The organism is Hymenobacter psoromatis, from assembly GCA_001596155.1.
Classification (GTDB): domain Bacteria; phylum Bacteroidota; class Bacteroidia; order Cytophagales; family Hymenobacteraceae; genus Hymenobacter.
Genome location: CP014771.1, coordinates 4532862 through 4557653, shown reverse-complemented (window position 1 = coordinate 4557653; position 24792 = coordinate 4532862). Strand labels below are relative to the sequence as shown.

Below are 24792 nucleotides of genomic sequence, written 5' to 3'. Positions count from 1 at the left end.
GTTGCCCCCTACTGACTCAAGGCGAAGCGCTTGGCCAGCAGGCGCTGCATTTTTTCCTCGGTCAGGGGCTTGGTGAGGTATTCTACGTTGGGGTACTGAGCCACGCGGGCGGTGTCGGCGGAATGCATGGAGGTTGTAAGCACGGCCACCACGGTGCGTTCCTGGACCTCGGCGGGCAGCTGGCTGTAGCGCTCCAGGAAGTCGAAGCCGCTCATGCCGGGCATTTTCAGGTCCACGAATATCAAATCGGGCGCGTCCTGAGCCGCGGCAGAATCACTACCCCACAAAAACTGCGTAGCTTCATCGGCCTTCGAAAAGGAGCTGACCTGCCGCGCCACGCCCAGCCGGCTTAGCAAACGGTTGTTTAGAAAGCTCGTCGTTTCATTGTCCTCTATCAGCACGATGTGGTTGAGCGCGTCCGTCATAAGCCATTTGGAATTAAGTCAACGAAGTTAGCAAATCGGGTCCGATTTGGCAAGGAAAGCCACCTCTACAGCCAGCCCTGCGCCCGCATCCAGTCATCATTATAAATCTTGCCTAGGTAGCGCGTGCCGTGGTCGGGCAGAACGATGACCATCGTATCCTGTTCCGTAAGGTGCTCACGGGCATATTCTAACGCCCCGAATACGGCCGAGCCGCAGCTCCAACCCACGAACAAGCCTTCCTCGCGGGCCAGCCGCCGCGTCATCAGCGCGGCATCCTTGTCAGTCACTTTAATAAACTGGTCGATAACGCTAAAGTCCACATTTTTCGGCAAAATATCTTCGCCGATACCCTCCGTTTTGTAGGGATAAATCTCGTTCGGGTCGAAGATGCCAGTTTCCTTGTATTTCTTGAAAACGGAGCCGTAAGTGTCGATGCCGAGCGTGAAAACGGCCGGGTTTTGCTCCTTTAGGTATTTGCTGCTGCCGCAGATGGTGCCGCCCGTGCCCACGCCCGCCGCCAGGTGCGTAATGCGCCCCTCGGTGCCGGCCCAAAGCTCGGGGCCGGTGGTTTCGTAGTGCGCCGCCGTGTTGGAGGTGTTATCGTACTGATTGGGATAGAACGAGTTAGGCGTTTCGGCGTTGAGGCGGCGGGCCACCGAGTAGTAGCTGCGCGGGTCGTCGGGGGCCACATCGACGGGGCACACGACAACCTCAGCACCCACGGCGCGCAGAATATCCTGCTTCTCCTTGCTCTGCTTGTCGCTCATCACGAAGATGGTTTTATAGCCTTTGGCGATGGCCGCGAGGGCCAGGCCCATGCCGGTGTTGCCGCTGGTGCCTTCGATAATGGTGCCGCCGGGCTGGAGCAGGCCGGCCTTTTCGGCGTCTTCCACCATGCGCAGGGCCATGCGGTCCTTCACCGAGTTGCCGGGGTTAAAGTACTCAACCTTAGCCAGAATAGTGCCTTTGATGCCTTGGGTAACTTTGTTGAGCCGCACGAGCGGCGTGTTGCCGAGGGTGTCGATAATATGGTCGTAATACATACTGCCAGGTGGGGAGGGGGTAGGGGGCTGAGTGGCCCACAAAGGTAGGCCCGGCGGCCGGGCGGGGGCCGCCGGGCGGGTAATGCCCGCCCCGGCCCTACTTTTGCCCCAATTCATTCTTCCCAACAAGTTAGCCGCCCATGAGCGTTCTCGTCAACAAAGATTCCAAGGTCATCGTGCAGGGCTTCACCGGCTCCGAAGGCTCGTTCCACGCGCAGCAAATGATGGATTACGGCACCCAGGTAGTGGGCGGCGTAACGCCCGGCAAGGGCGGCACCGAGCACCTCGGCCGGCCCGTGTTCAACACCGTGGCCGACGCCGTAGCCGCCACCCACGCCGATACCAGCATCATCTTCGTGCCCCCGGCCTTCGCCGCCGATGCCATTCTGGAAGCCGCCCAGGCGGGTATTAAAGTCATCGTTACCATCACGGAAGGCATCCCTACTAAGGATATGATTGCCGTGAAGCATTACCTCAAGGACCGCCCCGGCATCACGATGGTCGGCCCCAACTGCCCCGGCGTTATCACGGCCGGCGAGTGCAAGGTGGGCATCATGCCCGGCTTTATCTTCCAAAAAGGACGGGTAGGGATTGTGTCGAAGTCGGGCACGCTCACCTACGAGGCCGTTGACCAGCTCACCAAGGCCGGCCTGGGCCAGACCACGGCCATTGGCATCGGCGGCGACCCCATCATTGGCACCACCACCAAGCAGGCAGTGGAGCTGCTGATGAACGACCCCGAAACCGAAGGCATCGTGATGATTGGCGAAATCGGCGGCGGTATGGAAGCCGAAGCCGCCCGCTGGATTAAGGAAACCGGCAACAAGAAGCCCGTCGTGGGCTTTATTGCCGGCCAAACCGCGCCTCCCGGCCGCCGCATGGGCCACGCCGGCGCCATCGTGGGCGGGGCCGATGACACGGCCGCCGCCAAAATGGCCATCATGCGCGAGTGCGGCATCCACGTCGTGGATTCGCCCGCCGAGATTGGCGAGACCATGCTGCGCGTGCTGGGCACGAAGTAATTACTACTCAGTTTCACCCCAAAAAGCCTCGGTTTACACCGAGGCTTTTTTATGGGCTATATTAGCGGTCTGTGCCACACATAGATAAGAAACTGCTTTATGAAAGGGCTAACTAGTTGGTTTGCCTACGGGGCGACTTTAGCAGCGTTGGTTCTGGCTACGGCTTGCAAGAAGGAAGTGGAGAAAATTGTGGTGCAGCAGGTAGATAAAACATATAGTTGGTCGGAAGCCAAGCAACTGTACGGCACCGATAGGATTGTACTGGGTATGGCAAAAGATGCTAATACGGTGTATTTACAAGTACCTAATGCACTAGGTATTCTGTCGCCGGCCAAAAGTTACCCGACTTATCGCCAGTATTATACGTCAGCTTCCGCAGCGATGCCCTCCGATATCAACCTGCGCATTCCTATTACTGCTGATTTCTTTGCGCGGCCTTATTTGGGTGCCAACGTAATAGTGTCGAGTACCAAAGACCCGGTTAATAGTGGCGCAAATGCCGCGATTGTCCTCCGCCAGCTAGATTCACGAGCCAGCGGCGTAGCAACCAATTATTTATCGTTTGCCAAGTTTGGTGCTTTTAGCCGTAATAATTTTTTGTTATTCGGCTATGAAACTGACCTTGGTCAAGCCGACCCGCAGTTACACTTCATACTGGCTAGCGTCAGGTTAGTCGCTGGCCAAGTCCAGGTGCAGCCCCAGGTGCTAAATATCCCACGTACTTCTCGCTACCGCTCCTCTTACATACGAATGCTGACAGCAATAGACGACTATTTTTTAGCTGATTGTGGTGACGAAGGCATTTATAAAATCCAGGAAAATGGTGTACTAACACGGGTTTATCAACCCGCTATTGTCGATACTTTCTATAAGTGGCAAGGCACGCTTTATGCTCTGGAAGAATATAATATTCTACTATCCTCTACAGATGACGGCACTACCTGGCAGCGGCGTGCAGATGCCCCGGGAATTTTTGCCTTCAATGCATACCACGTAATTAGTGATAGCTTGGTAGGCATCACGCACGGCTTTGGGGGAAATACGCTTTTTACATTGCGTTGGAATAGCTCAAATTACCGTGTTCGACTCCTAAAAAACGACGGTTTGGAGCAGGCCTCGGTTAGTGGTCTAGAGCAACTAGGCGACACGGTATACATCGGTACCACCAGCGGTCTGTTCAAGCGCCCCTTGAGCAAATTTTTCGAAACTAAGCAGTAACCAGCTAGCTTACCACCCGCCGCGCCCCAGCAAGTCGGGCCGGAAGATGACGCCGATGCTCACGAGCGTTGAAACCGGCGCGGTGCGCGGGTTGAGCGGGTTGCTGCGGTCGCCGCTGGTGGGTAGCGACAGGCCCAGCGTGCCTTCGCCCTGCACCACCCCGTGGCCGATGCGCATAAACAGCGTTGGCTCCAGGAAAAAGCGGTTGGTAGGCGCCAGCGGCTGGCCTTCGTAGGTGAGCTGGGTATAATCGACCAGCGTGCCGCGTACCGAGGCTCCGGCCGTGACGAGCGGGCTCAGCGGGTGCGCCGCGTACAGCTGCCCGTAGTAGCGCCGGTACCGCGCCTCGTAGAAACCCGAAACGTAGGGCAGGGGAAGGGGCAGGAAGACGGAAGGAGCGGCAAAATCTATGCTATGCAGCTCGACGCTGGCAAACCCTACCCCCCCTACCGCCGCCAGGTACCAGGCTGAGCGGGCGGTGGGCGCGCGGTAGTAGCCCAGCCCTACCCCCACCTGCCGGTGCGAGTCGTGGTAGGTAGTAGTGACATTGTTATTGGTGGTCATTTCGGTAGTGCTGCCTTGGAAGGCCGACTCGCCGGCCAGCAGCAGGTGGGCGGCGGGCGCCCAGGCGGCAGCTACTTCGAGCGAGTTGATGCCGCGCAGGCCAGCCGTTATCTCCACCTGGTTTTGGGTGAGCAGCGGCGTGCTGGGCACGGTGGGCACGTACACGGCGCAGCCGCCGAGCAACAGGCCAAGCACGAGGGGGCAGGCGAAGCAAAGAGTTTTCATGAATGAAAGAGGATAGAGGTATCAACTACTTAATGCACCGCAAACAACGGGCCTCGGCCGCCCACTTTCCAAAGCCAATGTGCGACTTATCAGACGCCAGCCCGGCGCAGGCTACGGTTTAAATACTGCTTTTATTACCCCAAAAACCAGCTTTTTTCAGTCAGCTGCGGGACTTTAGTGCTCCCAAAACAGGTGCGGAAAAATACTTATACCGAGCGGCTGGCTGGTGCCCACGGCCAGCTCATGCTGGTTATTTTGCGCGAAGGTGCGGCTTTCGGAACCCAAACGGCCGCCGCTCTTGGGGCTGGTAGCGGCAAAGTCAATCCGGTTGATGAGCGACCAGCCGCGCGCGAAACAGGCGGGAATCGTATGCTTAGAGTACCTTAAAGCGCAGTAGCCTACCCCCCTCCTAGAGCCGGGCGGGCGCTCAAACGTTGCAGCCGGTTGTTCACTCAGAGCCCAAAATACGTATAGCCTGCACCGCTTCATTCGGCGGATTTCCTACTTGTATATGCCTGATTATTCTTGTGATGCTCTCATTATCGGCTCCGGCCAGGCCGGTAATCCACTTGCCAAAGCGCTGGCCGAAGCCGGCCAAAAAGTCATTTTAGTGGAAGAAGCCCACCTGGGCGGCTCGTGCCTCAACTACGGCTGCGTGCCTACCAAAACCCTGCTAGCCTCGGCCAATCGGGCGCACGAGGTGCGCACGGCCGCCGAGCTGGGCATTCGGCCGGGCGGCGAAGTCACCATTGACATGCCCGCCGTGATAGCCCGCAAGGATGCCCTGCTCAATAAGTCGCGCCGCCACTTGCGCGAGTCGCTGACCCCGGAGCACGAGAATATTACCGTGCTGCACGGCCACGCTACTTTCACCGGGCCGCGCCAGGTGCGGGTGCAGGAAACCCAGGAGCGCGCCAGCGTTATCAAGGCCAGACAAATTTTCATTAATACCGGCACCCGCGCCGCTGTGCCCGAGATACCCGGCCTGGCCGAGGCGGGCTTCCTGACGACTACCGAATTGCTTGACATTCAGGAAGTCCCTACCCACCTCCTCATCCTGGGGGGCGGCTACATCGGGCTAGAGTTTGGGCAGATGTTCCGGCGCTTCGGCAGCCAGGTGAGCATTATCGAAACGGGCGGCCAGGTGCTGGACCGCGAGGACGACGACGTGTGCGAGGCGCTGCAAAAAGCCCTTGAAGACGAAGGCGTGGAGTTTCTGATGAACGCCGAAACCCGCGGCGTGGCCCGCGACGCGGCCGGCCAGTACACACTCACCATTGCCACCCGCCAGGGCGCGCGCCACCTGCACGGCAGCCACCTGCTGGTGGCCACTGGCCGCCAGCCCAAAACCGACCACCTGGGCCTGGAAACGACAGGCATCAAAACCGATGAAAAAGGCTACATCCAGGTCAATAGCCGGCTCGAAACTAACGTGAAGGGCGTTTTTGCGCTGGGCGACGTGCATGGCGGGCCGCAGTTTACGCACCTGAGCTACGACGATTTCCGGGTGGTGCGCGACAATCTGCTGCACCAGGGTCCGCGCCGCTCGGCCAAGCAACGCCCCCTACCCTACTGCGTTTTCACCGACCCCGCCCTGGGCCGCATCGGCCTGAGCGAGACTCAGGCGAAAGACCAGAAAATCGACTACCGCGTAAGTCAAATCCCGGTGCGCATCTTGAGCCGCGCCCAGCAAACAAGCCAGACAACCGGCTTCTGGAAAGTGCTGGTCGGCTCCGACGACCGCATTCTGGGTGCCGCCATCTTAGGCCCCGAAGCCGGCGAAATCATGACCATGCTGCAAATCGCGATGGCCGGCCGCCTGCGCTACCAGCAGCTCCGGGACATGGTTATTGCCCATCCCGTGTGGGCCGAGGGCCTAAACGTAGTGTGGCGGGAGCTGGAAAAAGAGTAATGGGAGTAATGTCATTCAAGAAAGCTAAATGACATTACTCCCATTACCTATTACTCTCATTACTTCTTGCCTTCCTTCGCCACGCGCACGCCCACCGACATAATGCCGGGGAGCTGATTTTGGCGCATATACTGCTCCAGCGTCAGCTTATAGGTACCGGGCTTGGCAAAATGCTGATTCGGCAGGGCCAGAAACTGGTGGTCGAAAATATCGCCCGCGCCGGCCCCCAGCGGCTGCCCGGTTTTGGGGTTCATCAGCACCAGCTGGTGCAACAGCGCCGGCCCGACGGGCCGGCCGCTGGGGCCAGTGAGCGTGTGCTTGAGGTAGAGGTTGTAGAACCCGTAGCCGGAGGCATTGCGCACGTTGAAGTACACGTTGTAGCGAGCGGCGGTATCGGTAATGGCAAACGAGAAGGTGGGGCGCTGCTGCACGTCCCACACATAAGGGTCGCCGGAAGGCGATTTCAAGTCCACATTTTCCTCGTACACCGTATTCGGGTCACAGGCGCTGAGGCCCACGGCCAGCGGCAGCAGGGCCAGCCAGCCCCGGCGGGCCGGCCGCCAGTCACAAAAAAGCAAGCGTTGCATAGGTTAGGTTGCGCTGGGGGGGTAGGGGCAGCGGCGTTGCCGCCTTCGCCACTGCGGCGGCCACTGCCGCCCCGGCGGCCCCGGTTGCGGCCGGCACTGCCTCCAGGACTGGACTGGTCGCCGCCTTCGCGGGGCGGGCGGGGGGTAGGGCTACCCGCGGCGGGCTCGTTGCGACGCGGCCGGGGCTCCTGGGCCGGGTCGCGCGGAGTGCTGTTGGCATCGCCGCCTTCGCGGTTGCGGCCGCCCCGGCGGTTGAGGGGGCGGGCTGCTGCGCCGCGGCGGCCGCGCGGCTCGGCCTGGCCCTCGGGCGCAGGCGCGGCGGGCACTTCGCCGGTGGTGGCGGGGGTAGGCTGGTTCTCGGGGCGCGGCGGGCGGGTGCCGCCTTCGGGGCGGGGGCGGCCACCTTCGGGGCGCTCGGAGCGCTCGCGGCGGCGGGGCTCGCGGCCTTCGCGGGGCTCCCGACTTTCGCGAAGCTCACGCCCTTCGCGCGGTTCACGGGTTTCGGGGGGGGTAGCAGCGCTGGCTTCAGCGCTGGTGGGGTAGTCGCCGCGCTCCTTGCGCTTGCGCTTGCCGCGCTTGTTGCCGGCTTTTATCTGGTCGTCGAGGCGGTCGAGCTCGCCTTCCATCAGGGTCGAAACGGCGGGGGCCACTTCGGCCTCCTGGCGGGGGGGTAGCAGGGTGTCGGGCTTCTCGCCTTGCTTGTTTAGTTCGAGCACTTCGCGCACGCGTTCGGCGCTCACCATCACCCAGTTATTATCGCCCCGAAAGGCAAACCACATGCGCTTGCGGAAGATGTCGGTTTTCTGCAAAAACGCCTCCCCATTGGCCAGCTGCAACGGCCGCTGCACCTGCGGAATATCCTTGAGCGCATCGAGATAGGCGTCGAGCTCGTAGTTGAGGCAGCACTTGAGCCGGCCGCACTGGCCGGCCAGCTTCTGGGGGTTGAGGCTGAGATTCTGGTAGCGCGCGGCGGTGGTGCTCACGGCCTTGAAGTCGGTGAGCCAGGTGGAGCAACACAGCTCGCGGCCGCACACGCCGATGCCGCCGATGCGGCCGGCCTCCTGCCGCAGCGATATCTGGCGCATCTCCACGCGCACCCGAAATTCGTCGGCCAGCCGCCGAATCAGCTCCCGAAAATCAACCCTATCCTCAGCTGAATAGTAGAACAGCGCCCGCGTGCGGTCGGCCTGATACTCCACGTCGGAGAGCTTCATCTTGAGGCGCAGCTCATCGACGACGGCGCGGGCGCGAAACATGGTGCCGTTTTCGAGGTCGCGCACGGCCTGCCAGCGCTCCTCATCGTCGGGGGTAGCCACGCGCAGAATGGGGCGAATGTCGCGCGAGTCGGTAGGCACCTTCTTCTTGCGCATTTGCAGGCGCACCAGCTCGCCCTTGAGGCTCACGTGGCCCAAGTGCCAGCCCGAGCCGGCCGCCTCCACCACCACGGCATCGCCCGTGACGAGGGGTAGGCGCTTATCGTTGCGAAAAAACTCTTTCCGGCCGCCTTTAAAGCGAATTTCCACGCAGTCGAAGCCCCGGAAATCGCTGGGCATATCGACGTCGGCGAGCCAGTCGAATACATTGAGCCGGGTGCAGCCGCCCGAGGAGCAGCCGCCTTTGGAGCCGCAGCCGCCTACCTTGCTGGTAGAGCAGCCGCCGCCGGATGAACAGGAGGCACAAGCCATAATCTATATAAAAAAGGCAGCCACCCAAAGGGCCGCACGAAAGTGGGAATCTAACAAAGATAACCATTTCGGGAAGCGAACAGGTCGGGGCAATAAGCTAGGGCAACGGACCCTCAAGGTGCATAATGGCCGCGATAAAGCTGGCCGGCGCGGCGTAGGCTGGATGGCGGGCGGTAGCAATCGTATTCAGTAGCTGCCGCAACGGGCCGTGCCGTTTCAGCCCATGCATCCGGCTATGGGTTTTGAAGGCTTTAGAATCATCCGGCAAGCCACAGGCCGCCAGCGTAGTTCCGAGTTCGGCCGCCCGGTCGGCCAGCCACGTTTCAAAAGCCGGATTAAGCGCCAGCAAGTACTGCGTGGGCCGAGCCGGATGCCGAAGCAGCGCGTGCGACTGCGCGTTGCGCTCTAAGCTGCCCGCCAGCAACCGGAACTGCGCCAAATACGGCTGCTCGTGAAATTTTTTATCCAAGTCAACCAGCCCCACTACCCGGCGGCCAGTCCCCTCGGCTTCCATCACCCGCCCCACATTGCCAATGCCATGCTGATGGTTGACATACCGGGCCAGCTCTTTTTCATTAGCGGCATTTTCGCGCAATAGCGTGAGCATAAGCGCCGTATCGGCGTAGCACTCCGGCACAAACAGCGGGTGAGGCAACGGCATAAGCTACTCTCCCCCGGCCTCGGGCACAAAGCGCCGCATATTGAAAAACACGTCCAATCCATCTGCCCGCACCGCCATTATTTCTTCGTCGCTTAATTGATTAACCTTAGTTTGGTAATTCTCATAATAAGCGGCGAAAATAGCTAATTCGGGTTTCAACTCGTCATCCGTCAACATCTCCTCCAGAATTTCCGTGACGAGATACGGACTATGCGTAACAATAAAAAACTGATTGTTTCGGCTTTCTACAATATGCTGGCCCAACTGCGCCACATAGGTAGGGTAGGAATGTGCCTCCGGCTCCTCAAAAAGTAATACCGCGTCGTCGTTACTTTCGATTGCAGCGAGGTAAAAGATGAGGCGTTGGAGGGTGTCAGCAGTTAGGGAGTAGGGATAATTATAAACGAAGCCATCCAGGTTTTTTTGAATTTCTAATTCCCGCTGCTCTATTCGTAGGGCTAGGTTTAGACCGAATTTAGTAAAGAAGCTCGCTACTTCTTTGCGAAAGGCCGATGGACTAGATTGAATTACTTCCATCAAATTACTCCCGAAGGGCGGCCGTAAATATGATTCGTCGTAGGCATTGCCATGTGTAATATACTTCTGGAAAGTATACTTTTTGACGGAAACGACCATCTTCGGGTGGCTCCATTCTTTAAGATTTAATCCACCATCATTGGTAACGAAGCTTTTCCAGTGGTTACAGTATTCAAAACTTACCAGCGAGTGGTTTATGCCTTCTTGCCTTTTCACCTCTTCTGAAGTTATTGCGGCAAAAACTCCTTCCATTACTTCGTTCATTTCACCTTCCTTGCCACGACGCGGAAGCCGCCGCATTTCTCCATTACCAAACACCACTTGTATCTGCTCCCCAGCCTTTCGCATCCGCGTAGCTCCCACGCCCTCTCCAATCACTGTTATTTCCTGTGACCAGTCATTATCATAAAATAGATTACGAATAACCTCGTAACGTATTTGGCCTTTCATAAACTGACCTTCTAAATCATCAAAAAACATTCCCCCCAGCAAACTAATCGCCTCCAGAATATTCGACTTTCCCACGTTTGGCTCGCCAATGATAATATTAACCCGGCGCGGGGTCATCGTCACTTCTTTGATAGACTTGAAATTCTGGATGCGCAGGGTAGTAATAGCGTTTTTCATCGGGCCGGGTTTTTGGTAAAAGTACGCGCTGCGAACGGCTGCCGTTTTCGCCGGCTTCATCATCCCTACCCCACGAAAAATGCCCCGACCAATCCGGCCGAGGCATTTTTCAAAGAATAACGCAGAAACCTACTCGCCCGGCCGCAGCACCACTTTCACGCAATTATCTTTTTTGTGGCGGAAGATGTCGTAGCCATGCGCCGCCTGCGAGAGGGGTAGGCGGTGCGAGATGATATCATCCAGCACTACTTCGCCTTTGATAATGTGCTGCAACAGCTTGTCAATGTGCTTGTGAACCGGGGCCTGACCGCCCACCAGCTTGATGCCTTTGTCGAAAAACTGCCCCACCGGGAAATTGTCGTTGGTCGTTACGTACACGCCGAGCACCGACACCACGCCGCCACGCCGCACGGCGCTCATGCAGGTTTCAATGACTTTGGGCGAGCCTTTTTCGAGGTTGATGACGGCCTTAGCGCGGTCGAGCAGGTTGCGGTCGGGCTCGAAGCCCACGCAATCGACGCACACGTCGGCCCCGCGGCCCTCGCTCATGTCGCGGATTTGCGCCACTACCTGGTCGTGGCTTTCCCACAAGATGGTTTCGCAGCGCGTGGTTTCCTTGGCTTTAGTGAGGCGATATTGCTGGGTATCAATGATGACCACGCGAGCCGCGCCGCGCAGCCACGCGCTTTTGGCAGCCATAATACCTACTGGCCCAGCCCCAAAAATAGCGATAAATTCGCCGCCTCGTACTTCGGCCCAATCAATGCCCGAGTAGCCGGTCGGGAAAATATCAGTCAGAAACAGTACTTGCTCATCAGTCAGGAAATCAGGCACTTTGCGCGGACCAAAATCGGCGTAGGGCACGCGCACGAACTCGGCCTGGCCGCCTTCGTAGCCGCCATAAAGGTCAGTATAGCCGAAAATCGCGCCGCCCTTCTGGGTCAGCAAGCCGCCTTCGGGGCCATAGTGGTCGGGGTTGGAGTTGTCGCATTGACCAGGCAGCTCGTGGTTGCAGAAGAAACAGTGGCCACAGGCAATTGGGAACGGCACCACCACGCGGTCGCCGCGCTTGAGGTTGCCCACGCTCTTGCCCACTTCCTCCACGATGCCCATAAACTCGTGGCCGAGCACCATTGGCGCGGTAGGCAGCGAACCGTTGTAGATATGCAGGTCGGAGCCGCATATGGCCGTGCTCGTAACGCGGATGATGGCATCGCGCGAATCCTTCAGGGTAGGGTCATCTACGGTATCGACGCTCACATTGCGAGGGCCGTGAAACATTAATGCTTTCATGGAAAAGGAAGGGGAAATGGTGGAAAACTCCCCTATCCTAACGGCCGCCCGGCAGCCTGGTTACGCCTCCCAGCACATTTCTCTATTTATGCAACTTCGTTACAATTAATAACTTAACCCCTGCTGTTCCATTCGCAAGCTGCTCCTTATCGTGGGCACGGTCCTTTCCAAATCAGACCTTCGACTCACCTTTTATAGCTGATAGATGCGAAGTCCCTGGGCCGTAAGAAAGTAGGCTGACTGGTCGCTCAGCAGCACTTGGCGCACGGTCGTTGCATCAAGGTCGGGGGGTAGGGCCTGGGTGCGCTCAGTGAGGTTATAGAGGTGAAAGAAGTGCAGCTGCCCCTGCGCCAGGTACACCAGCTCATCACCCCGGAACGCGATGAAATCCAGGCCCGTGAAGGGCAGCTTCTTGCGGTAGTTGCCGAGGTTATCAAACACAAAAATGCCACTGGTGTGGTCCACCAGGTACACATTGTTCTGGTATTGGCGCATGAAGCGGAAGTCGGGCCGGCTGTGGCCGATGATGAGGTCGAGCGGCGTGCTTTGCACCACGCGCAGGGCCTGCGGGTCAAATTCGCGCAGCGTGAGGGCGCTCTCATCGAGCAGCCAGAGCAGGCCGTCGGGGGCCAGCGTGGCCGTGCGCACGGTCCCATCGATGTAGTCGGCCAGCCTGATTTCGCTCAGCGGCGCCAGAAAACGGTCGAGCAGCAGCACCTGCTGCCGGTCGTCGTAAAAAACCAGCAGGCTATTCTGGTTCCAGGCCTCAATGACGGCAATGTGGCCGGGCTGGGCCGGCGAGTAGGTGTTGAGCAGCTGGCCATCGCGGGCCAGCTGGCGCAGGTTGTTGTCCTGGTCGGCCAAGTAGAGCGTGCCGCGCCGGTCGAGCGAGGCCGCGCCGGGATTGGGCAAGGTCAGTACTTTGGTGAGCTGCCAGGTGCCGGCGGCCGGCGTGGGCACGGGGGGGCCTAGGGCCTGGCCGGGGGGGGTAGAGGCCGTTTCGACCGGCGCCACGCGGGCGGCGGGCGCCACCGAAGCCGCGCTGGGCACCTGAGCTTGCGCGAGTTGCGCGGCAAGAAGGAAGAAGGCCCACCGGGTCACCTCACGGAACCCCTTTGGGGCTAGCCCCCTCTCCCGTGGAGAGGGGGAACTAGCTCTGGTTCTAATTTTCAGTCTCTGCAACTTGGGTTTAGAGCTAGCAACCAGCTCCCCCTCTCTTTTGGGGAGGAGGCTAGGGGGTGAGGTGCTCCTTAAACTCGCGCAAAACCATTTCCTGCCCATCATATACACCGTAGGAACAATAATTGACCCATTCGCCGAGGTTGATATAGCGGCTGCCGGGGCCTACCGCCACATCGAGGGGCAGGTGGCGGTGGCCAAACACGTAGTAATCGTGGTGCTGGCGCTTTTCGACCTCGCGGCAGTATACGAGCAGCCACTCGTCTTCGCCGAAATACCGGGCGTCGGCCGCGCCGTTTTGCAGGCGCGAGCGGCGGCTCAGGTGACTGGCCAGGCCAATGCCCAGGTTGGGATGCAGGCGCGCGAAGAGCCACTGCGTGAAGCGCGAGCTGAAGAGGGGTTTCACTAGGCGCTTGTAGGCGAAGTCGCCGGGCCCCAGACCGTCGCCGTGGCCGATGTGAAAAAGCTGATTTCCCATGCGTTGCGACACCGGCTCGCGCAAAATCTGGATGCCCATTTCTTGGGTGAAGTAGCCAAACATCCACATATCGTGGTTGCCGGTGAAAAGCGTGATGGGCAGGCCGCCATCGGTCAGCTCGGCCAGCTTGCCCTGCAAGCGGCTGAATCCGCGCGGAATAGCGTGTTTATACTCAAACCAAAAGTCGAACACATCACCCAGCAAATAAATAGCCGCCGCGTCTTTGGCGGCCTCGTCGAGCCAGCGCACAATGCGGCGCTCACGTTCGCGCGAGGTGGCGGCATCGGGCACGCCGAGGTGGAAATCGGAGGCAAAATACACGCGCTGGCCAGGGGCCAGCGCCAGCGACGGCAGCTCAGGCAGCAATTTCGGCGTCATCTTCTACTAAAAACAAACTAAGGCGGCGCGGACCGTGCGCCCCCAGCACCAGGGTTTTTTCGATGTCGGCGGTGCGGCTGGGGCCGGTGGTGAGCGAGAGCATCGAGGGTAATTCGGGGCCGTAGCGCGCCTGCACCACGCGCAGCGCGTCGCCGATTTCGGCTACTACCTGGCCGGGCCGGGCCAGCACCAGGTGCTGGTCGGGGTAGATGCTGAGCCGCCGCCCGCTGGCCGTGGCCGGCGTCACCACGAGGCTGCCTGTGCGCGCCACCAACGCCTCGCACGAGGTCATTCCTGCCGCCGCTTGGGCTATAAAATCGGCCTCTGTAGCCTGAAAAGGTACTTCAACCTGCGTCAACAACGCCTGTAGCGCAGGCTCCCACACGTAGAACTGCTGGCCGGGGAATAGGCGCTCGGCCAGCCAGCCGCGCAGCGTGGCGCCAAATTGGGCCAGGCTTTCGCAATAAAAAAACTCGCCCCCAATGCGCTGAAAATTCTCTGCGAATACCTCGGCCAGGTCGGCCGCTGGCAGCGGCGGATGCACGGGCGCGACCCAATCGGGCATGGGGGGTAGGAGCGCCGGGCCGGCCGCCAGGGCCGTGCGAATGCGGTCCAGCATTGTATCGCGCGAGGAAGACATGGGCACAAAGGTAGGTGCCACAAAAAAGGCCAGCCTCGCGGCTGGCCTTTCGGTAGGTTTTCAGGGAAGCTATACTGTTTCAGCTTCCGGCAAGCCGGGCAGCTTCAACTCGGGCAGGTCTTCAGTGAGGGCGTCGGGATGCTCGCGATGCAAGTCGCTGGCGGTTTCCGAGCGGTCGGTGCCGGCCATGTGCGCCTGGTAGTTGGTCTGGCCGCCAAAGGGGCGCTTGCCCACGAGGCGCTCCAGGTCATCTTGCAACAACACTTCCTTTTCCAACAGCTCCTTAGCGATAACCTCCAGCTCGTGGCGGCGCTCGGTCAGCAGCTCTTTGGTGCGGATATAAGCCTGCTCGATAATGGTACGAACTTCTTCGTCAATCATCTGCGCAGTGGCTTCCGAATAGGGCTTCGAGAAACCGTATTCGTTCTGACCCTTAGAGTCATAGAATGACACGTTACCAAGCTTGCTGTTCATGCCGTACATCGTCACGATGGAATAGGCCATCTTAGTGATGCGCTCCAGGTCGCTTAGCGCGCCGGTCGATATTTTACCGAATACCAGCTCCTCAGCGGCGCGGCCACCCAGGGCCATGCACATCTCATCTATCAGCTGCTCAGTATTATACAGGAATTGCTCCTTGGGCAAATACTGCGCATAGCCTAGGGCAGCTACCCCGCGCGGCACAATAGACACCTTCACCAACGGGTCGCAGTGTTCCAAAAACCAGCCGGTAATGGCGTGGCCGGCTTCGTGGTAAGCCACGATGCGCTTTTCACCGGGGCTGATGATTTTGTTCTTCTTCTCCAAGCCCCCAATTACGCGGTCAATGGCGTCGGTGAAATCCTGGTTGGTGATGAATTTCTTGTCGCGACGGGCCGCGATGAGGGCGGCCTCGTTGCAGACGTTGGCAATCTCCGCGCCGGCGAAGCCCGGCGTTTGGGCCGACAGCTTCCGGGCATCCACGTCGGGGCCGAGGGTCAGCGGCTTCAAGTGCACCGTAAAAATCTCGGTGCGGCCGTTGATATCGGGCTTGTCAATACTAATCTGGCGGTCGAAGCGGCCGGGGCGCAGCAGCGCCGAGTCCAGCGTATCGGGACGGTTGGTGGCGGCCAGGATGATAACGCCCGAATCGGTGCCGAAGCCGTCCATCTCCACGAGCAGCGAGTTCAGGGTGTTTTCGCGCTCGTCGTTGCCACCGGGCATCGAGCCCTTGCTACGCGAACGGCCCACGGCGTCAATCTCATCAATAAAGATGATGCAGGGTGCCTTGGCCTTAGCTTGCTTGAAAAGGTCACGCACGCGGGCCGCGCCTACCCCCACAAACATCTCCACAAAGTCGGAGCCCGACAGCGAGAAGAATGGCACGTCGGCTTCGCCTGCTACGGCCTTGGCCAGCAAGGTTTTGCCGGTGCCGGGAGGGCCTACGAGCAACGCGCCTTTCGGTATTTTACCGCCCAGGATGGTGAATTTGCTGGGGTTTTTGAGGAACTCCACAATTTCCTGCACCTCTTCCTTGGCTTCTTCGAGGCCGGCTACGTCCATAAACGTAATCTTCACTTTATCACCGCCTTCGAAAAGGGCCGCGCGGCTTTTGCCGATGTTGAAAATCTGGCCGCCAGGGCCGCCCGCGCTGCTCATGCGGCGCATGAGGAACACAAACAACACGATGCTGGCAATGATGAGCCCGTAGCCGCTGATGAAGTCAGCCAAGCCCATGCGCTCCACGGGTTCCATGCGGATGCGCTGGTCGGCTGGCTTGCTGGCCTGTAGCTTATCCAGCTGCTCCTGAAAGAACTTGGCGTCAAACACCGGAAAGTAGTATTGGGAAGCATCGCGGTCGCCGGTTGCGAAAGGCCCGCGGCGCGTGGCAAGGTCGCGCTGATACTCAGGCTTTTGCAGCGCTTGCGGCGTTAGGCCGACTTCCACCTGCTGCTTGTTGACCACGAGCGTGATGTCGCGCACGTCGCCAGCGGCCAGCATCTGCTCGAAGCGCTGCTGATTGATTTTAACGGCTGAATTATAGCTCGTAAAATAGAACATGCCGGTGAAAAGCACCAGCAGCCCTGCCATCACCCAGAGCTGCACTCCTGGCCGGGGCGAGGGGTTAGGCAGCGTCGGCTTGCGGCGTTTGGGCGTCGTATCAGACATAATAAAAATTACTTTAGTTGTACTAAGTCAAAGGCAACCGCGCCGGACGGGCAAGGTTGGAGTAATACTACCACTAGACGCAGCCGACGGCCCGATGCTTTAGCGCCGCACTACGTCGGCAGTATCTTCGATATGCGTAATTTCGGCATCGCCCCACAGCTCCTCCAGCGCGTAAAACTGCCGACGGTCGCGCAAGAACACATGCACTACAACGTCCACGTAATCCAACAGAATCCATTCGCGATTGGTGCGACCTTCGCTCTGCCAGGGCGCTTGCCCCGTCACTTTTTCTACTTCCTCTTCCACCGAGCGGGCCAGGGCGTCGAGCTGCGTGTCGGACGAGGCCGAGCAGATGATAAAATAATCGGCCACCGCGTTTTTCAGCTCTTTCAAGTTGAGGACCACGATGTCCATTCCTTTGCGGTCTTGGAGGCCACGTACGGCTACGTCTGCCAATGTGTCCGAATCCTGCCGGACCTGAGTGCTCTTCATAGAGTAAGTTTGCGTTGTTTACCTAGCTAATATACGACTGCTAACCGGCGTGGTCATCAGCCCCAATACCTTATTCACGGGCCAGCAGCTCATTTGGCTGCCCGCCTGCCCTTCTACTAACTCGGAAGCGCAGCACCTGTTGCGCGAAAACCGGGCCAGCGAAGGCTGTACCGTCATAACGGACGACCAGTTTGCCGGCCGCGGCCAGCGGGGCAACCAATGGCAGGCCGCCCCTGGCGAAAATCTGACATTATCCGTCGTCTGGCTACCCACCTTTCTCGACGCGGGCCAGCAGTTTTTGCTGAGCCAGGCCGTGGCGCTGGCGGTGTTCGACTGGGCAACGGCGCTGCTGCAAGCCGCGCCACAACTAAGGCTTAAATGGCCCAACGACCTGTATTTCGGCTCGCAGAAGTTTGGCGGCATTCTCATTGAGAACAGCCTGAGCGGGGCAAAAATTCAGTCCAGCATCGTCGGCATTGGCCTGAATGTGAACCAGCGTCACTTCGCCCTACCCACCGCCACGTCGCTGGGCGCGCTCACGGGCCGCTACTTCCAGCGCGAAGAGCTGGCCGCCCGCCTGCTGGAGTGCCTGGAGAAGCGCTACCTCCAGCTGCGTGCCGGGGGGGTAGGCGAGCTGCGCCGGGCCTACCTGGCCGCCCTCTACCGCTACCAGGAGTGGCACGAGTATGAGGTGGCCGGCCGCCGCGTACGCGGCCAGATTGTGGGCGTGGAGCCCGACGGCCGCCTGGCCGTGGAAATAGCCGGCGCGGTGCAGCGCTTTGCCTTGCAGGAAATTAAATACGTGCAGTAGCGCGAACTTTCCAGTTCGTGCGTGAGCAAAGTGAGCATCGTCATGCGCGCCGCCCGGTGCCGCCTGCTCGCTACGCTCACGCACGAACTGGAAAGTTCGCGCTACATTCGCTCCATGCGCCACCGCTTGCTCGTTCGCAGTGCCTTTGGGCTGGCCGCGCTGCTGGTGTTCGCCTTTCTGGCCGACCGCTGCTGGCCCCTACCCCCCCCGCCGCAGTACTCGCCGCTGGTGCTGGCCCAGGATGGCACCGTGCTGCACGCCTACCTCAACCCCACCCAAAAGTGGCGGATGAAAACCGAGCTGCCCGAGATAACCCCAGCGCTGCAAGCGGCCATTATTGCCAAGGAAGACCGGTATTTTCGCTACCATTTTGGGGTGAACCCGGTGGCCATCGCGCAGGCGGCGGGGCGCAACCTGCTGGGCCACGGCCGCACCACGGGTGCCAGCACTATTACTATGCAAGTGGCGCGGCTGCTAGAGCCAAAGCAGCGGACTTTCGGGAATAAGCTGCTCGAAATGCTGCGCGCCGTGCAGTTGGAGGCCCATTTGAGCAAGGTCGAGATTTTGCAATTATACCTTAACCTGGTGCCCTACGGCTCCAATATTGAGGGGGTGAAGTCGGCGGCGCTGCTGTATTTTCAGCAGCCGCCCGATTATTTATCGCTAGCTCAGACCGTGACGCTGGCCATTATTCCGAACCGGCCGGCCGGGCTGGTGCTGGGTAGGGACAACGCGCAGATTGTGCGGGAGCGCAATCGCTGGCTGCGGTATTTTCAGCGCCAAAAGCTCTTTCCGGCCCAGGACCTAGCCGATGCGCTGCTGGAGCCGCTTGATGCCCATCGCCACCCCGCCCCTACCCTCGCGCCGCACCTGGCGCGGCGGCTGGTGCAAAGCCAGCCGGGCGCGGCGCTACTTCACAGCACGTTACGGCCCGCCACCCAGGCCAAGGCTGAAAATCTGGCCCGCAACTACGTGCGGCGGCTGGCCACGCTGGGCATTTCGCAGGCCGCCGTGCTGGTCGTGAACAACCAGACCCACGCCGTGGAAGCCTACGTGGGCTCGGTCGATTTTCAGGACAATAGCGCGCTGGGCCAAGTCGATGGCGTGCGGGCGGTGCGTTCGCCGGGCTCCACGCTCAAGCCGCTGCTCTACGGCCTGGCCTTCGACCGCGGCCTGCTCACGCCCAAAACAGTGCTGCCCGACGTGCCGACCAACTTCCAGGGCTTCCGGCCCGAAAACTTCGACAAGCAATGCCAGGGCGAAGTGACGATGGAGCGGGCGCTGACCTATTCGCTCAACATTCCGGCGGTGCGGGTGCTGGCCGAAGTGGGCGTGGAAAAGCTCACCGGCACGCTGCGCAAAGCGGGTTTCCGGCAGGTGACGCGCGACGCGCCCCGGCTGGGCCTGAGCACCATTTTGGGCGGCTGCGGCGTTACGCTGGAAGAACTGACGGGACTGTATTCGGCGCTGGCGAATGGGGGGAAGTGGTCGGCGCTGGCGTTCACCTCACGGGACCCCTTTGGGGCTATCCCCCTCTCCCGTGAGGCGCCCCGGCCGGGCATTTCGCTCATCTCCCCCGCCGCTGCCTACCTGCTCACCGACATCCTGGCCCAGCGCACCCGCCCCGACCTGCCAGTAGATGCCGCTGCCGGCCGCCACCTGCCGCGCATTGCCTGGAAAACCGGCACCAGCTACGGCCGCCGCGACGCCTGGAGCCTGGGCTACAACCGCCAGTACACCATCGGGGTGTGGGTAGGGAATTTTAGCGGGCAGGGCAGCCCGGCGCTGACGGGGGCCGATGTGGCTTCGCCGCTGCTGTTTGACCTGTTTAATGCCTTGGCCTACAACGGCGCGGGCGACTGGTTTGCGCCGCCAGCCAGCCTCGACTTTCGGCTAGTCTGCGCCGAAACGGGCTTGGTGCCCGGCGACAACTGCCCCACGCAACTGCTCGATTATTACCTGCCCGGCGTGTCGGGTGGCCAGCGCTGCCAGCACCAGCAGGAGGTGCTGACCTCGGCCGATGGCCGCTACAGCTACTGCCGCGCCTGCGCGCCGGCCAGCGGCTACCGCCGCACGCTGTTCCCTAATATGCGGCCCGAGGTGCTGGCTTTCCGCGAGAGCCAGGGGCTGCCCACGCGCCGCCTACCCCCCCACAACCCGGCGTGTCGCCTGGTGCGCGGCATCGGGGCGGCCGGCACGGCCGGGCCGGAAGCCGCGCCGCTGCTGGCCATTACCTCACCCGCCGCCCACGCCGAATACGTGCTCAACGCCGCCGAAAAGCAGCAATTGCTGCTCAGCTGCGCGGCAGCCGGCGAGGTGCGCCAGGTGTATTGGTATGTGAACGACCGGTTTTTGCGCGCCGCGCCGGCTACGGCGCGGGTATTTTTCCGGCCCAAGCCGGGCGAAGTCAAAATTTCGTGCGCCGACGACCACGGCCGCACCGTGGACGTGCGCGTGCTGGTGCGGGAAATGTGAGCCGCTCCCGAGCCAGCCAAACGCAATACCAACCGTTCGGCGGCTGGTCACGTACTTGCAGTGAGTTACCTGAGAATAGCTCACAGGTCTTCATAATTTATTCATTATCAACCTGCTGCCCTTATGAAACGTTTCAGTTGGCTACTCCTCATTCCGGCACTGCTGCTGGGCTTATTTCCCAGCTACCAAGCGCAGGCTCAGACTCAGCCACGCCAGGGCTGGAGCCCCCAGGCTAAGAACGCTACGATTGGCGGGGCAGCCGGGATTTTAGGAGGCCTCCTTATCAATGGGCGCAACCGCAAGGTAGGAGCCCTACTGGGCGGCCTGGCCGGGGCTGGGGCGGGTTATGCCATTGGCAAACACACTGATAACAAACGCAAAGCCGCTGATGCCGCCGCCGCCCAGCAAGCCGCCGACCGCCAGCAGGCCGCCGCCGATGCCCAGGCCGCTGCTTCGGCGCGTGCGATGGCCAGCCAACGCACGGCCGCGACCCAGGCAGCAGCAACGGCGGCTACGGAACATGCCGTCGCCGCCCGTGCCCACGCTACTAATGCCGCGGCCGCCCGCGTCGCCGCTGAGCGCCGCCTCGCTGCCGAGCACCGGGCCGACGCCAATCTGGCCAAGGGAACCGAGCCCGCGGTGGCCGACCTGGCCGTGGCCGCCGGCTACTTCCCCAACCCCGGCTTCGACCAGGCCGGCGCACCCTACTCCTTCTCGCAAGTGCGTCGCAAAAGCTGGTAGATTCGAGCTGCCGCATTCCGGTTTTGTGGGCGCGGAATGCGGCAGCCAGCGGCATTGCTTGCATTTTGAAACTTCTTTAACCGGGCGGCCAGGCAATTAAGAGAGCATAAATAAGCACCCTTTTACCCAAGCCTTCGCACCTGACAACCTGCATTCTCTTCTTATTCTTCTCCCAAAACTCCTCATGAAACGTTTTCTACTTTTGGGCTGCGCGGCGGCGCTGCTCACTGCCTGCTCCGGCAACGGCAAGCAGCCTGCCACCACCGAGGCACCTGGCTCCGTTGCTACCCCCACCGCCACGACCGACGCACCCGCCGCCAGCGGCACGGCTGCCAACGTGGCTGACCTCGACCAGAAATTTGTGAGCGCCTGGAATGCCAAACAGGCGAGCCAGGTCACGGATATGCTGGCCGACGATGTGCAATTTTTGCAGGGCGAAACCCATTTTAGCGGCAAGGATGAGGTAACCAATAAATGGGTGACCCCGACTATTACTACGATTTCCAACCTCAAAACCAACAGCCTCAGCACCGGCAGCGATGCCGGCATGGCCTACGAGGCCGGCACGTTCACGGTGGACGTGCTGCCCACCGCCACCGAGAAGGAAACCGGCGCGGGCTCCGGCAACTACGTCTTTCTGTGGAAGAAAGCCAGCGATGGCAACTGGAAAATCAGCCTCGCCCAGCTCGAAGACTTGCCCGTGCAGGAAAAAAAATAACGCCGAATACGATGCAGATGAAAGGCCCGGCGATTGCTCGTCGGGCCTTTTTTTATTTGTGCAAATAGCTGATTTCAGACCTTTTCCAAATATTCTTCGCCGTTGAGCACCGGCTGCATATGCTGGCTTTCTTCCTGGGTAAAAAGTCGGGAGCGAATCAAAAACCGCACGCCCAGCGGAATTTCCAAGGAAAAGCTCGCGCCCCTACCCTTCGTCACGTCCACGGTTAGTTGGGTGTGCTGCCAGTATTCAAACTGGCTGGCGCTCATAAAGAAGTCGCAGCCATGAATCTGGCCCAGCCACACGTCGCTGCCGCCCACCCGAAACTCCCCTTTCTGAAAGCACATCGGCGACGAGCCGTCGCAGCAGCCGCCGCTTTGGTGAAACATGAGCGGGCCATTTTCCCCGCGCAGCAGGTCAATGGTGGCTTCGGCGGCAAGGGTGACGAGGACGCGGGGGGTTGGCATTTTTGAACAATGGGTGAATGGATGATACTGAAGCTATTTAGAAGCTGACCAGTGACCAAGAAGAGCGTCATGCTGAGCTTGTCGAAGCATCTCTACCGCGTAACTAATTCCAAACGTTAGGATTACTTATACGATAGAGATGCTTCGGCAAGCTCAGCATGACGTTCTTTTTTGGTTGATTAATTTACAACTAAATCCCTTAAAAGAAGCCCAGCTTTTGCTGGCTGTAGCTAATCAGCATGTTCTTGGTCTGGCGATAATGGGCCAGCATCATTTTATGGTTTTCGCGGCCGAAGCCCGAGGCTTTATAGCCGCCGAAGGGCGCGCCGGCGGGGTAGTCGTGGTAGCAATTCACCCACACGCGGCCGGCCTGGATGGCGCGGGGCATCATGTATAGCTCGTGGGCGTCGCGGGTCCAGAGGCCGGCCCCGAGGCCGTAGAGCGTGTCGTTGGCAATGGCAATGGCCTCTTCGCTATCCTTGAAGGTAGTGACGGACAGCACCGGGCCGAAGATTTCCTCCTGGAAAATCCGCATCTTGTTGTGGCCCCGGAAGATGGTGGGCTGGATGTAATAGCCCTCGGCCAGCGCGCCGTCTTCCTGGGTGTAGGCCTCGCCGCCCACCAGCACTTCCGCGCCTTCGGCCTTGCCGATTTCGAGGTAGCTCAGGATTTTCTCAAACTGGTCGTTGGAGGCTTGCGCGCCCATCATCGTGTTGGTATCCATTGGGTTACCCAGCTTGATGGCTTTCACGCGGGCAATGACGCGGGCAATGAACTCGTCGTAGATATCCTCATGCACCAGCAGGCGCGAGGGGCAGGTGCAGATTTCACCCTGATTGAGCGCAAACATCACCGCGCCCTCAATGCACTTGTCGAGGAAATCATCGTCGTGGTCCATTACGCTCTTGCAGAAGATGTTGGGCGACTTGCCGCCCAGCTCCATCGTCACGGGAATGATGTTTTCGGCGGCATATTGCAGGATGAGGCGGCCGGTGGTCGTTTCGCCGGTGAAGGCGACTTTCTGCACGCGCTTGTTGCTGGCCAGCGGCTTGCCGGCTTCCAGGCCGAAGCCGTTCACCACGTTGAGCACGCCGGGCGGAATCACTTCTTGCAGCAACTCCATGAGCACCATGATGCTAGCCGGGGTTTGCTCGGCGGGCTTCACCACCACGCAGCAGCCGGCGGCCAGGGCGGGCGCGATTTTCCAGGTCGCCATTAATATGGGGAAATTCCAGGGAATAATCTGCCCCACTACGCCCAGCGGCTCCTGAATTACTAACGATAACGTATTATCATTCAGCTCAGTAGCCGAGCCTTCTTCGGCCCGAATGACGCCCGCGAAGTAGCGGAAGTGGTCGATGGCCAGCGGCAGGTCGGCGGCCATCGTTTCGCGGATGGCCTTGCCGTTTTCTATCGTCTCGACCGCCGCCAGGTAGGGCAGATTAGCCTCCATGATGTCGGCGATTTTCAGCAATACGCCGCTGCGCACGGTCGGCGAGGCCTTGCTCCAGGTTTTGAAGGCTTCGTGAGCCGCATCGAGGGCTAGTTCGATGTCTTCTTTGGTGCTTCGGGCCACTTTGCAGAACGCCTTGCCATCAATGGGCGACGGATTATCGAAGTACTGACCCTTGACGGGGGCGACCCATTTGCCACCGATGAAGTTGTCGTAGTGCGACTTAAACTTGGGACGGGCCACCACGGTGGTGGATTTTTCGAGAGTTTCAACCATGATGAAGGGTAGGGATTTGGTGAGGAATAAAAAATAACGCGGCCGCAGCTAACCTAAGCGACACCGCCCCGGCAACGCTAAGTTAGTAAGTCATTACTCACTAAAAAAGTTACCTCTTATGCTGTCATAGCGCGCATGTTGCGACGCGCGCCATGCACAGCCGATTCCTAACACGTAGTCCCTACCCCCTATTAATAGCTAATACTCATTACTTCCACCTCTTCCGTGGCTGGACCGAGACGCAGGGCTACGACCTGACCCAGCCGCGCGCCCTGCACCGCCCGCGCGATGGGCGCCACAAAGCCTACTTTGCCCTGCGCGACATCGGCCTCATCGACGCCCACGAGGGTGAGAGTGCGCTCGAAACCGGCCCTACCCCCCTGCACCGTGCGCAACGTGACAGTGGCCCCAAAGCGCACTTCGCCCGGCGGCTGGGTGGCGGGGTCCACCACGCGGGCGCTGGCCAGGCGCTCGGTAAGGAGCGCGAGACGGCCGTTGAGCAGCGACAGGCGGTGGGTGCGGTCGGTGTCGTTGGTGTGGTCGGCTTCGGCGGCGGGGCGGGTGGCTTCGAGCACGGCCAGCTCGGCGCGGAGCTGCTCCAGACCGCTGGGCGTCACGTAGTTAGGGGTGCCGGGCGGCAGGGCGGCGCGCGGCGGCACGATGGGCGGCGTTTGGGCATCATCCTCTTTTACAAATCCTCGGCTCATACTTGGCAAACGCGGGCCGGGCGGGCAGGT

At 60.2% G+C, this 24792-nt stretch carries 21 protein-coding genes and 2 pseudogenes; 7 read left to right on the top strand and 16 right to left on the bottom strand.

Features of this window, described 5'->3' with window-relative positions:
* Positions 1-8: 8 nt before the first annotated feature.
* Positions 9-425, bottom strand: coding sequence for a hypothetical protein (locus tag A0257_19370; protein AMR29045.1), 417 nt, complete (start codon positions 423-425; stop codon positions 9-11).
* A 65-nt stretch (positions 426-490) separates the two neighbouring features.
* Complete coding sequence (locus tag A0257_19365) at positions 491-1468, bottom strand: cystathionine beta-synthase (protein ID AMR29044.1); 978 nt, start codon at positions 1466-1468, stop codon at positions 491-493.
* A 140-nt stretch (positions 1469-1608) separates the two neighbouring features.
* Between A0257_19365 and A0257_19360 the strand changes: the two genes are divergently transcribed.
* Positions 1609-2490 carry a succinate--CoA ligase subunit alpha gene (locus tag A0257_19360; GenBank protein ID AMR29043.1) on the top strand — a complete coding sequence of 294 codons (882 nt, stop codon included), beginning with the start codon at positions 1609-1611 and terminating at the stop codon, positions 2488-2490.
* Positions 2491-2589: 99 nt separating this feature from the next.
* Positions 2590-3708, top strand: coding sequence for a hypothetical protein (locus A0257_19355; GenBank protein ID AMR29042.1), 1119 nt, complete (start codon positions 2590-2592; stop codon positions 3706-3708).
* Positions 3709-3717: 9 nt separating this feature from the next.
* Here A0257_19355 and A0257_19350 read toward each other — a convergent pair whose 3' ends face one another.
* Positions 3718-4497 (bottom strand): hypothetical protein, encoded by a 780-nt coding sequence (locus A0257_19350; protein AMR29041.1) that lies wholly within the window; start codon positions 4495-4497, stop codon positions 3718-3720.
* Between the two features lie 511 nt (positions 4498-5008).
* On the opposite strand from A0257_19350, the gene A0257_19345 reads away from it, so the two are divergent.
* Positions 5009-6409, top strand: coding sequence for a hypothetical protein (locus tag A0257_19345; GenBank protein AMR29040.1), 1401 nt, complete (start codon positions 5009-5011; stop codon positions 6407-6409).
* Between the two features lie 59 nt (positions 6410-6468).
* Here A0257_19345 and A0257_19340 read toward each other — a convergent pair whose 3' ends face one another.
* The 10 genes and pseudogenes from A0257_19340 to A0257_19295 form a co-directional block, all read right to left on the bottom strand.
* Positions 6469-6996, bottom strand: coding sequence for a gliding motility lipoprotein GldH (locus tag A0257_19340; protein ID AMR29858.1), 528 nt, complete (start codon positions 6994-6996; stop codon positions 6469-6471).
* Between the two features lie 557 nt (positions 6997-7553).
* A pseudogene (locus A0257_19335) lies at positions 7554-8681 on the bottom strand (hypothetical protein).
* Positions 8682-8778: 97 nt separating this feature from the next.
* Positions 8779-9342, bottom strand: a complete 564-nt coding sequence (locus tag A0257_19330) for a hypothetical protein (protein AMR29039.1) — start codon at positions 9340-9342, stop codon at positions 8779-8781.
* Positions 9343-9345: 3 nt separating this feature from the next.
* On the bottom strand, positions 9346-10569 hold the full coding sequence (locus A0257_19325) for a hypothetical protein (GenBank protein ID AMR29038.1): 1224 nt from the start codon (positions 10567-10569) through the stop codon (positions 9346-9348).
* Between the two features lie 66 nt (positions 10570-10635).
* Positions 10636-11799 (bottom strand): glutathione-dependent formaldehyde dehydrogenase, encoded by a 1164-nt coding sequence (locus A0257_19320; protein ID AMR29037.1) that lies wholly within the window; start codon positions 11797-11799, stop codon positions 10636-10638.
* Between the two features lie 192 nt (positions 11800-11991).
* Positions 11992-12849: a hypothetical protein gene (locus A0257_19315; protein ID AMR29036.1), complete on the bottom strand. Its 858-nt coding sequence runs from the start codon at positions 12847-12849 to the stop codon at positions 11992-11994.
* Between the two features lie 181 nt (positions 12850-13030).
* On the bottom strand, positions 13031-13834 hold the full coding sequence (locus A0257_19310; protein ID AMR29035.1) for a UDP-2,3-diacylglucosamine hydrolase: 804 nt from the start codon (positions 13832-13834) through the stop codon (positions 13031-13033).
* A complete protein-coding gene (locus A0257_19305; protein AMR29034.1) occupies positions 13812-14474 on the bottom strand; it encodes a hypothetical protein in 663 nt (220 codons plus the stop codon). The genes A0257_19310 and A0257_19305 overlap by 23 nt, the downstream gene beginning before the upstream one ends.
* Before the next feature lie 69 nt (positions 14475-14543).
* Positions 14544-16622 carry a peptidase M41 gene (locus A0257_19300; protein AMR29033.1) on the bottom strand — a complete coding sequence of 693 codons (2079 nt, stop codon included), beginning with the start codon at positions 16620-16622 and terminating at the stop codon, positions 14544-14546.
* Positions 16623-16721: 99 nt separating this feature from the next.
* Positions 16722-17114 (bottom strand): ribosome silencing factor RsfS, encoded by a 393-nt coding sequence (locus A0257_19295; protein AMR29032.1) that lies wholly within the window; start codon positions 17112-17114, stop codon positions 16722-16724.
* A 55-nt stretch (positions 17115-17169) separates the two neighbouring features.
* Between A0257_19295 and A0257_19290 the strand changes: the two genes are divergently transcribed.
* The 4 genes and pseudogenes from A0257_19290 to A0257_19275 all read left to right on the top strand — a co-directional run bounded on the left by A0257_19290 (position 17170) and on the right by A0257_19275 (position 21859).
* Positions 17170-17925: a biotin--[acetyl-CoA-carboxylase] ligase gene (locus tag A0257_19290; GenBank protein AMR29857.1), complete on the top strand. Its 756-nt coding sequence runs from the start codon at positions 17170-17172 to the stop codon at positions 17923-17925.
* 114 nt (positions 17926-18039) lie between these two features.
* Positions 18040-20400 carry a penicillin-binding protein 1C gene (locus A0257_19285; protein AMR29856.1) on the top strand — a complete coding sequence of 787 codons (2361 nt, stop codon included), beginning with the start codon at positions 18040-18042 and terminating at the stop codon, positions 20398-20400.
* A 123-nt stretch (positions 20401-20523) separates the two neighbouring features.
* Positions 20524-21141 carry a hypothetical protein gene (locus A0257_19280; GenBank protein ID AMR29031.1) on the top strand — a complete coding sequence of 206 codons (618 nt, stop codon included), beginning with the start codon at positions 20524-20526 and terminating at the stop codon, positions 21139-21141.
* 307 nt (positions 21142-21448) lie between these two features.
* Positions 21449-21859 (top strand): annotated as a pseudogene (locus tag A0257_19275) (DUF4440 domain-containing protein).
* A gap of 74 nt (positions 21860-21933) precedes the next feature.
* On the opposite strand, the gene A0257_19270 reads toward A0257_19275, so the two are convergent.
* From A0257_19270 to A0257_19260, 3 genes are all read right to left on the bottom strand, one after another.
* Positions 21934-22326 carry a UDP-glucose 4-epimerase gene (locus tag A0257_19270; GenBank protein AMR29030.1) on the bottom strand — a complete coding sequence of 131 codons (393 nt, stop codon included), beginning with the start codon at positions 22324-22326 and terminating at the stop codon, positions 21934-21936.
* 199 nt (positions 22327-22525) lie between these two features.
* The gene (locus A0257_19265; GenBank protein AMR29029.1) at positions 22526-24055 is read right to left on the bottom strand and encodes an aldehyde dehydrogenase; all 1530 of its coding nucleotides are present in this window, start codon (positions 24053-24055) and stop codon (positions 22526-22528) included.
* A gap of 191 nt (positions 24056-24246) precedes the next feature.
* Positions 24247-24762: a transcription elongation factor GreAB gene (locus tag A0257_19260; protein ID AMR29028.1), complete on the bottom strand. Its 516-nt coding sequence runs from the start codon at positions 24760-24762 to the stop codon at positions 24247-24249.
* Positions 24763-24792 lie beyond the last annotated feature (30 nt).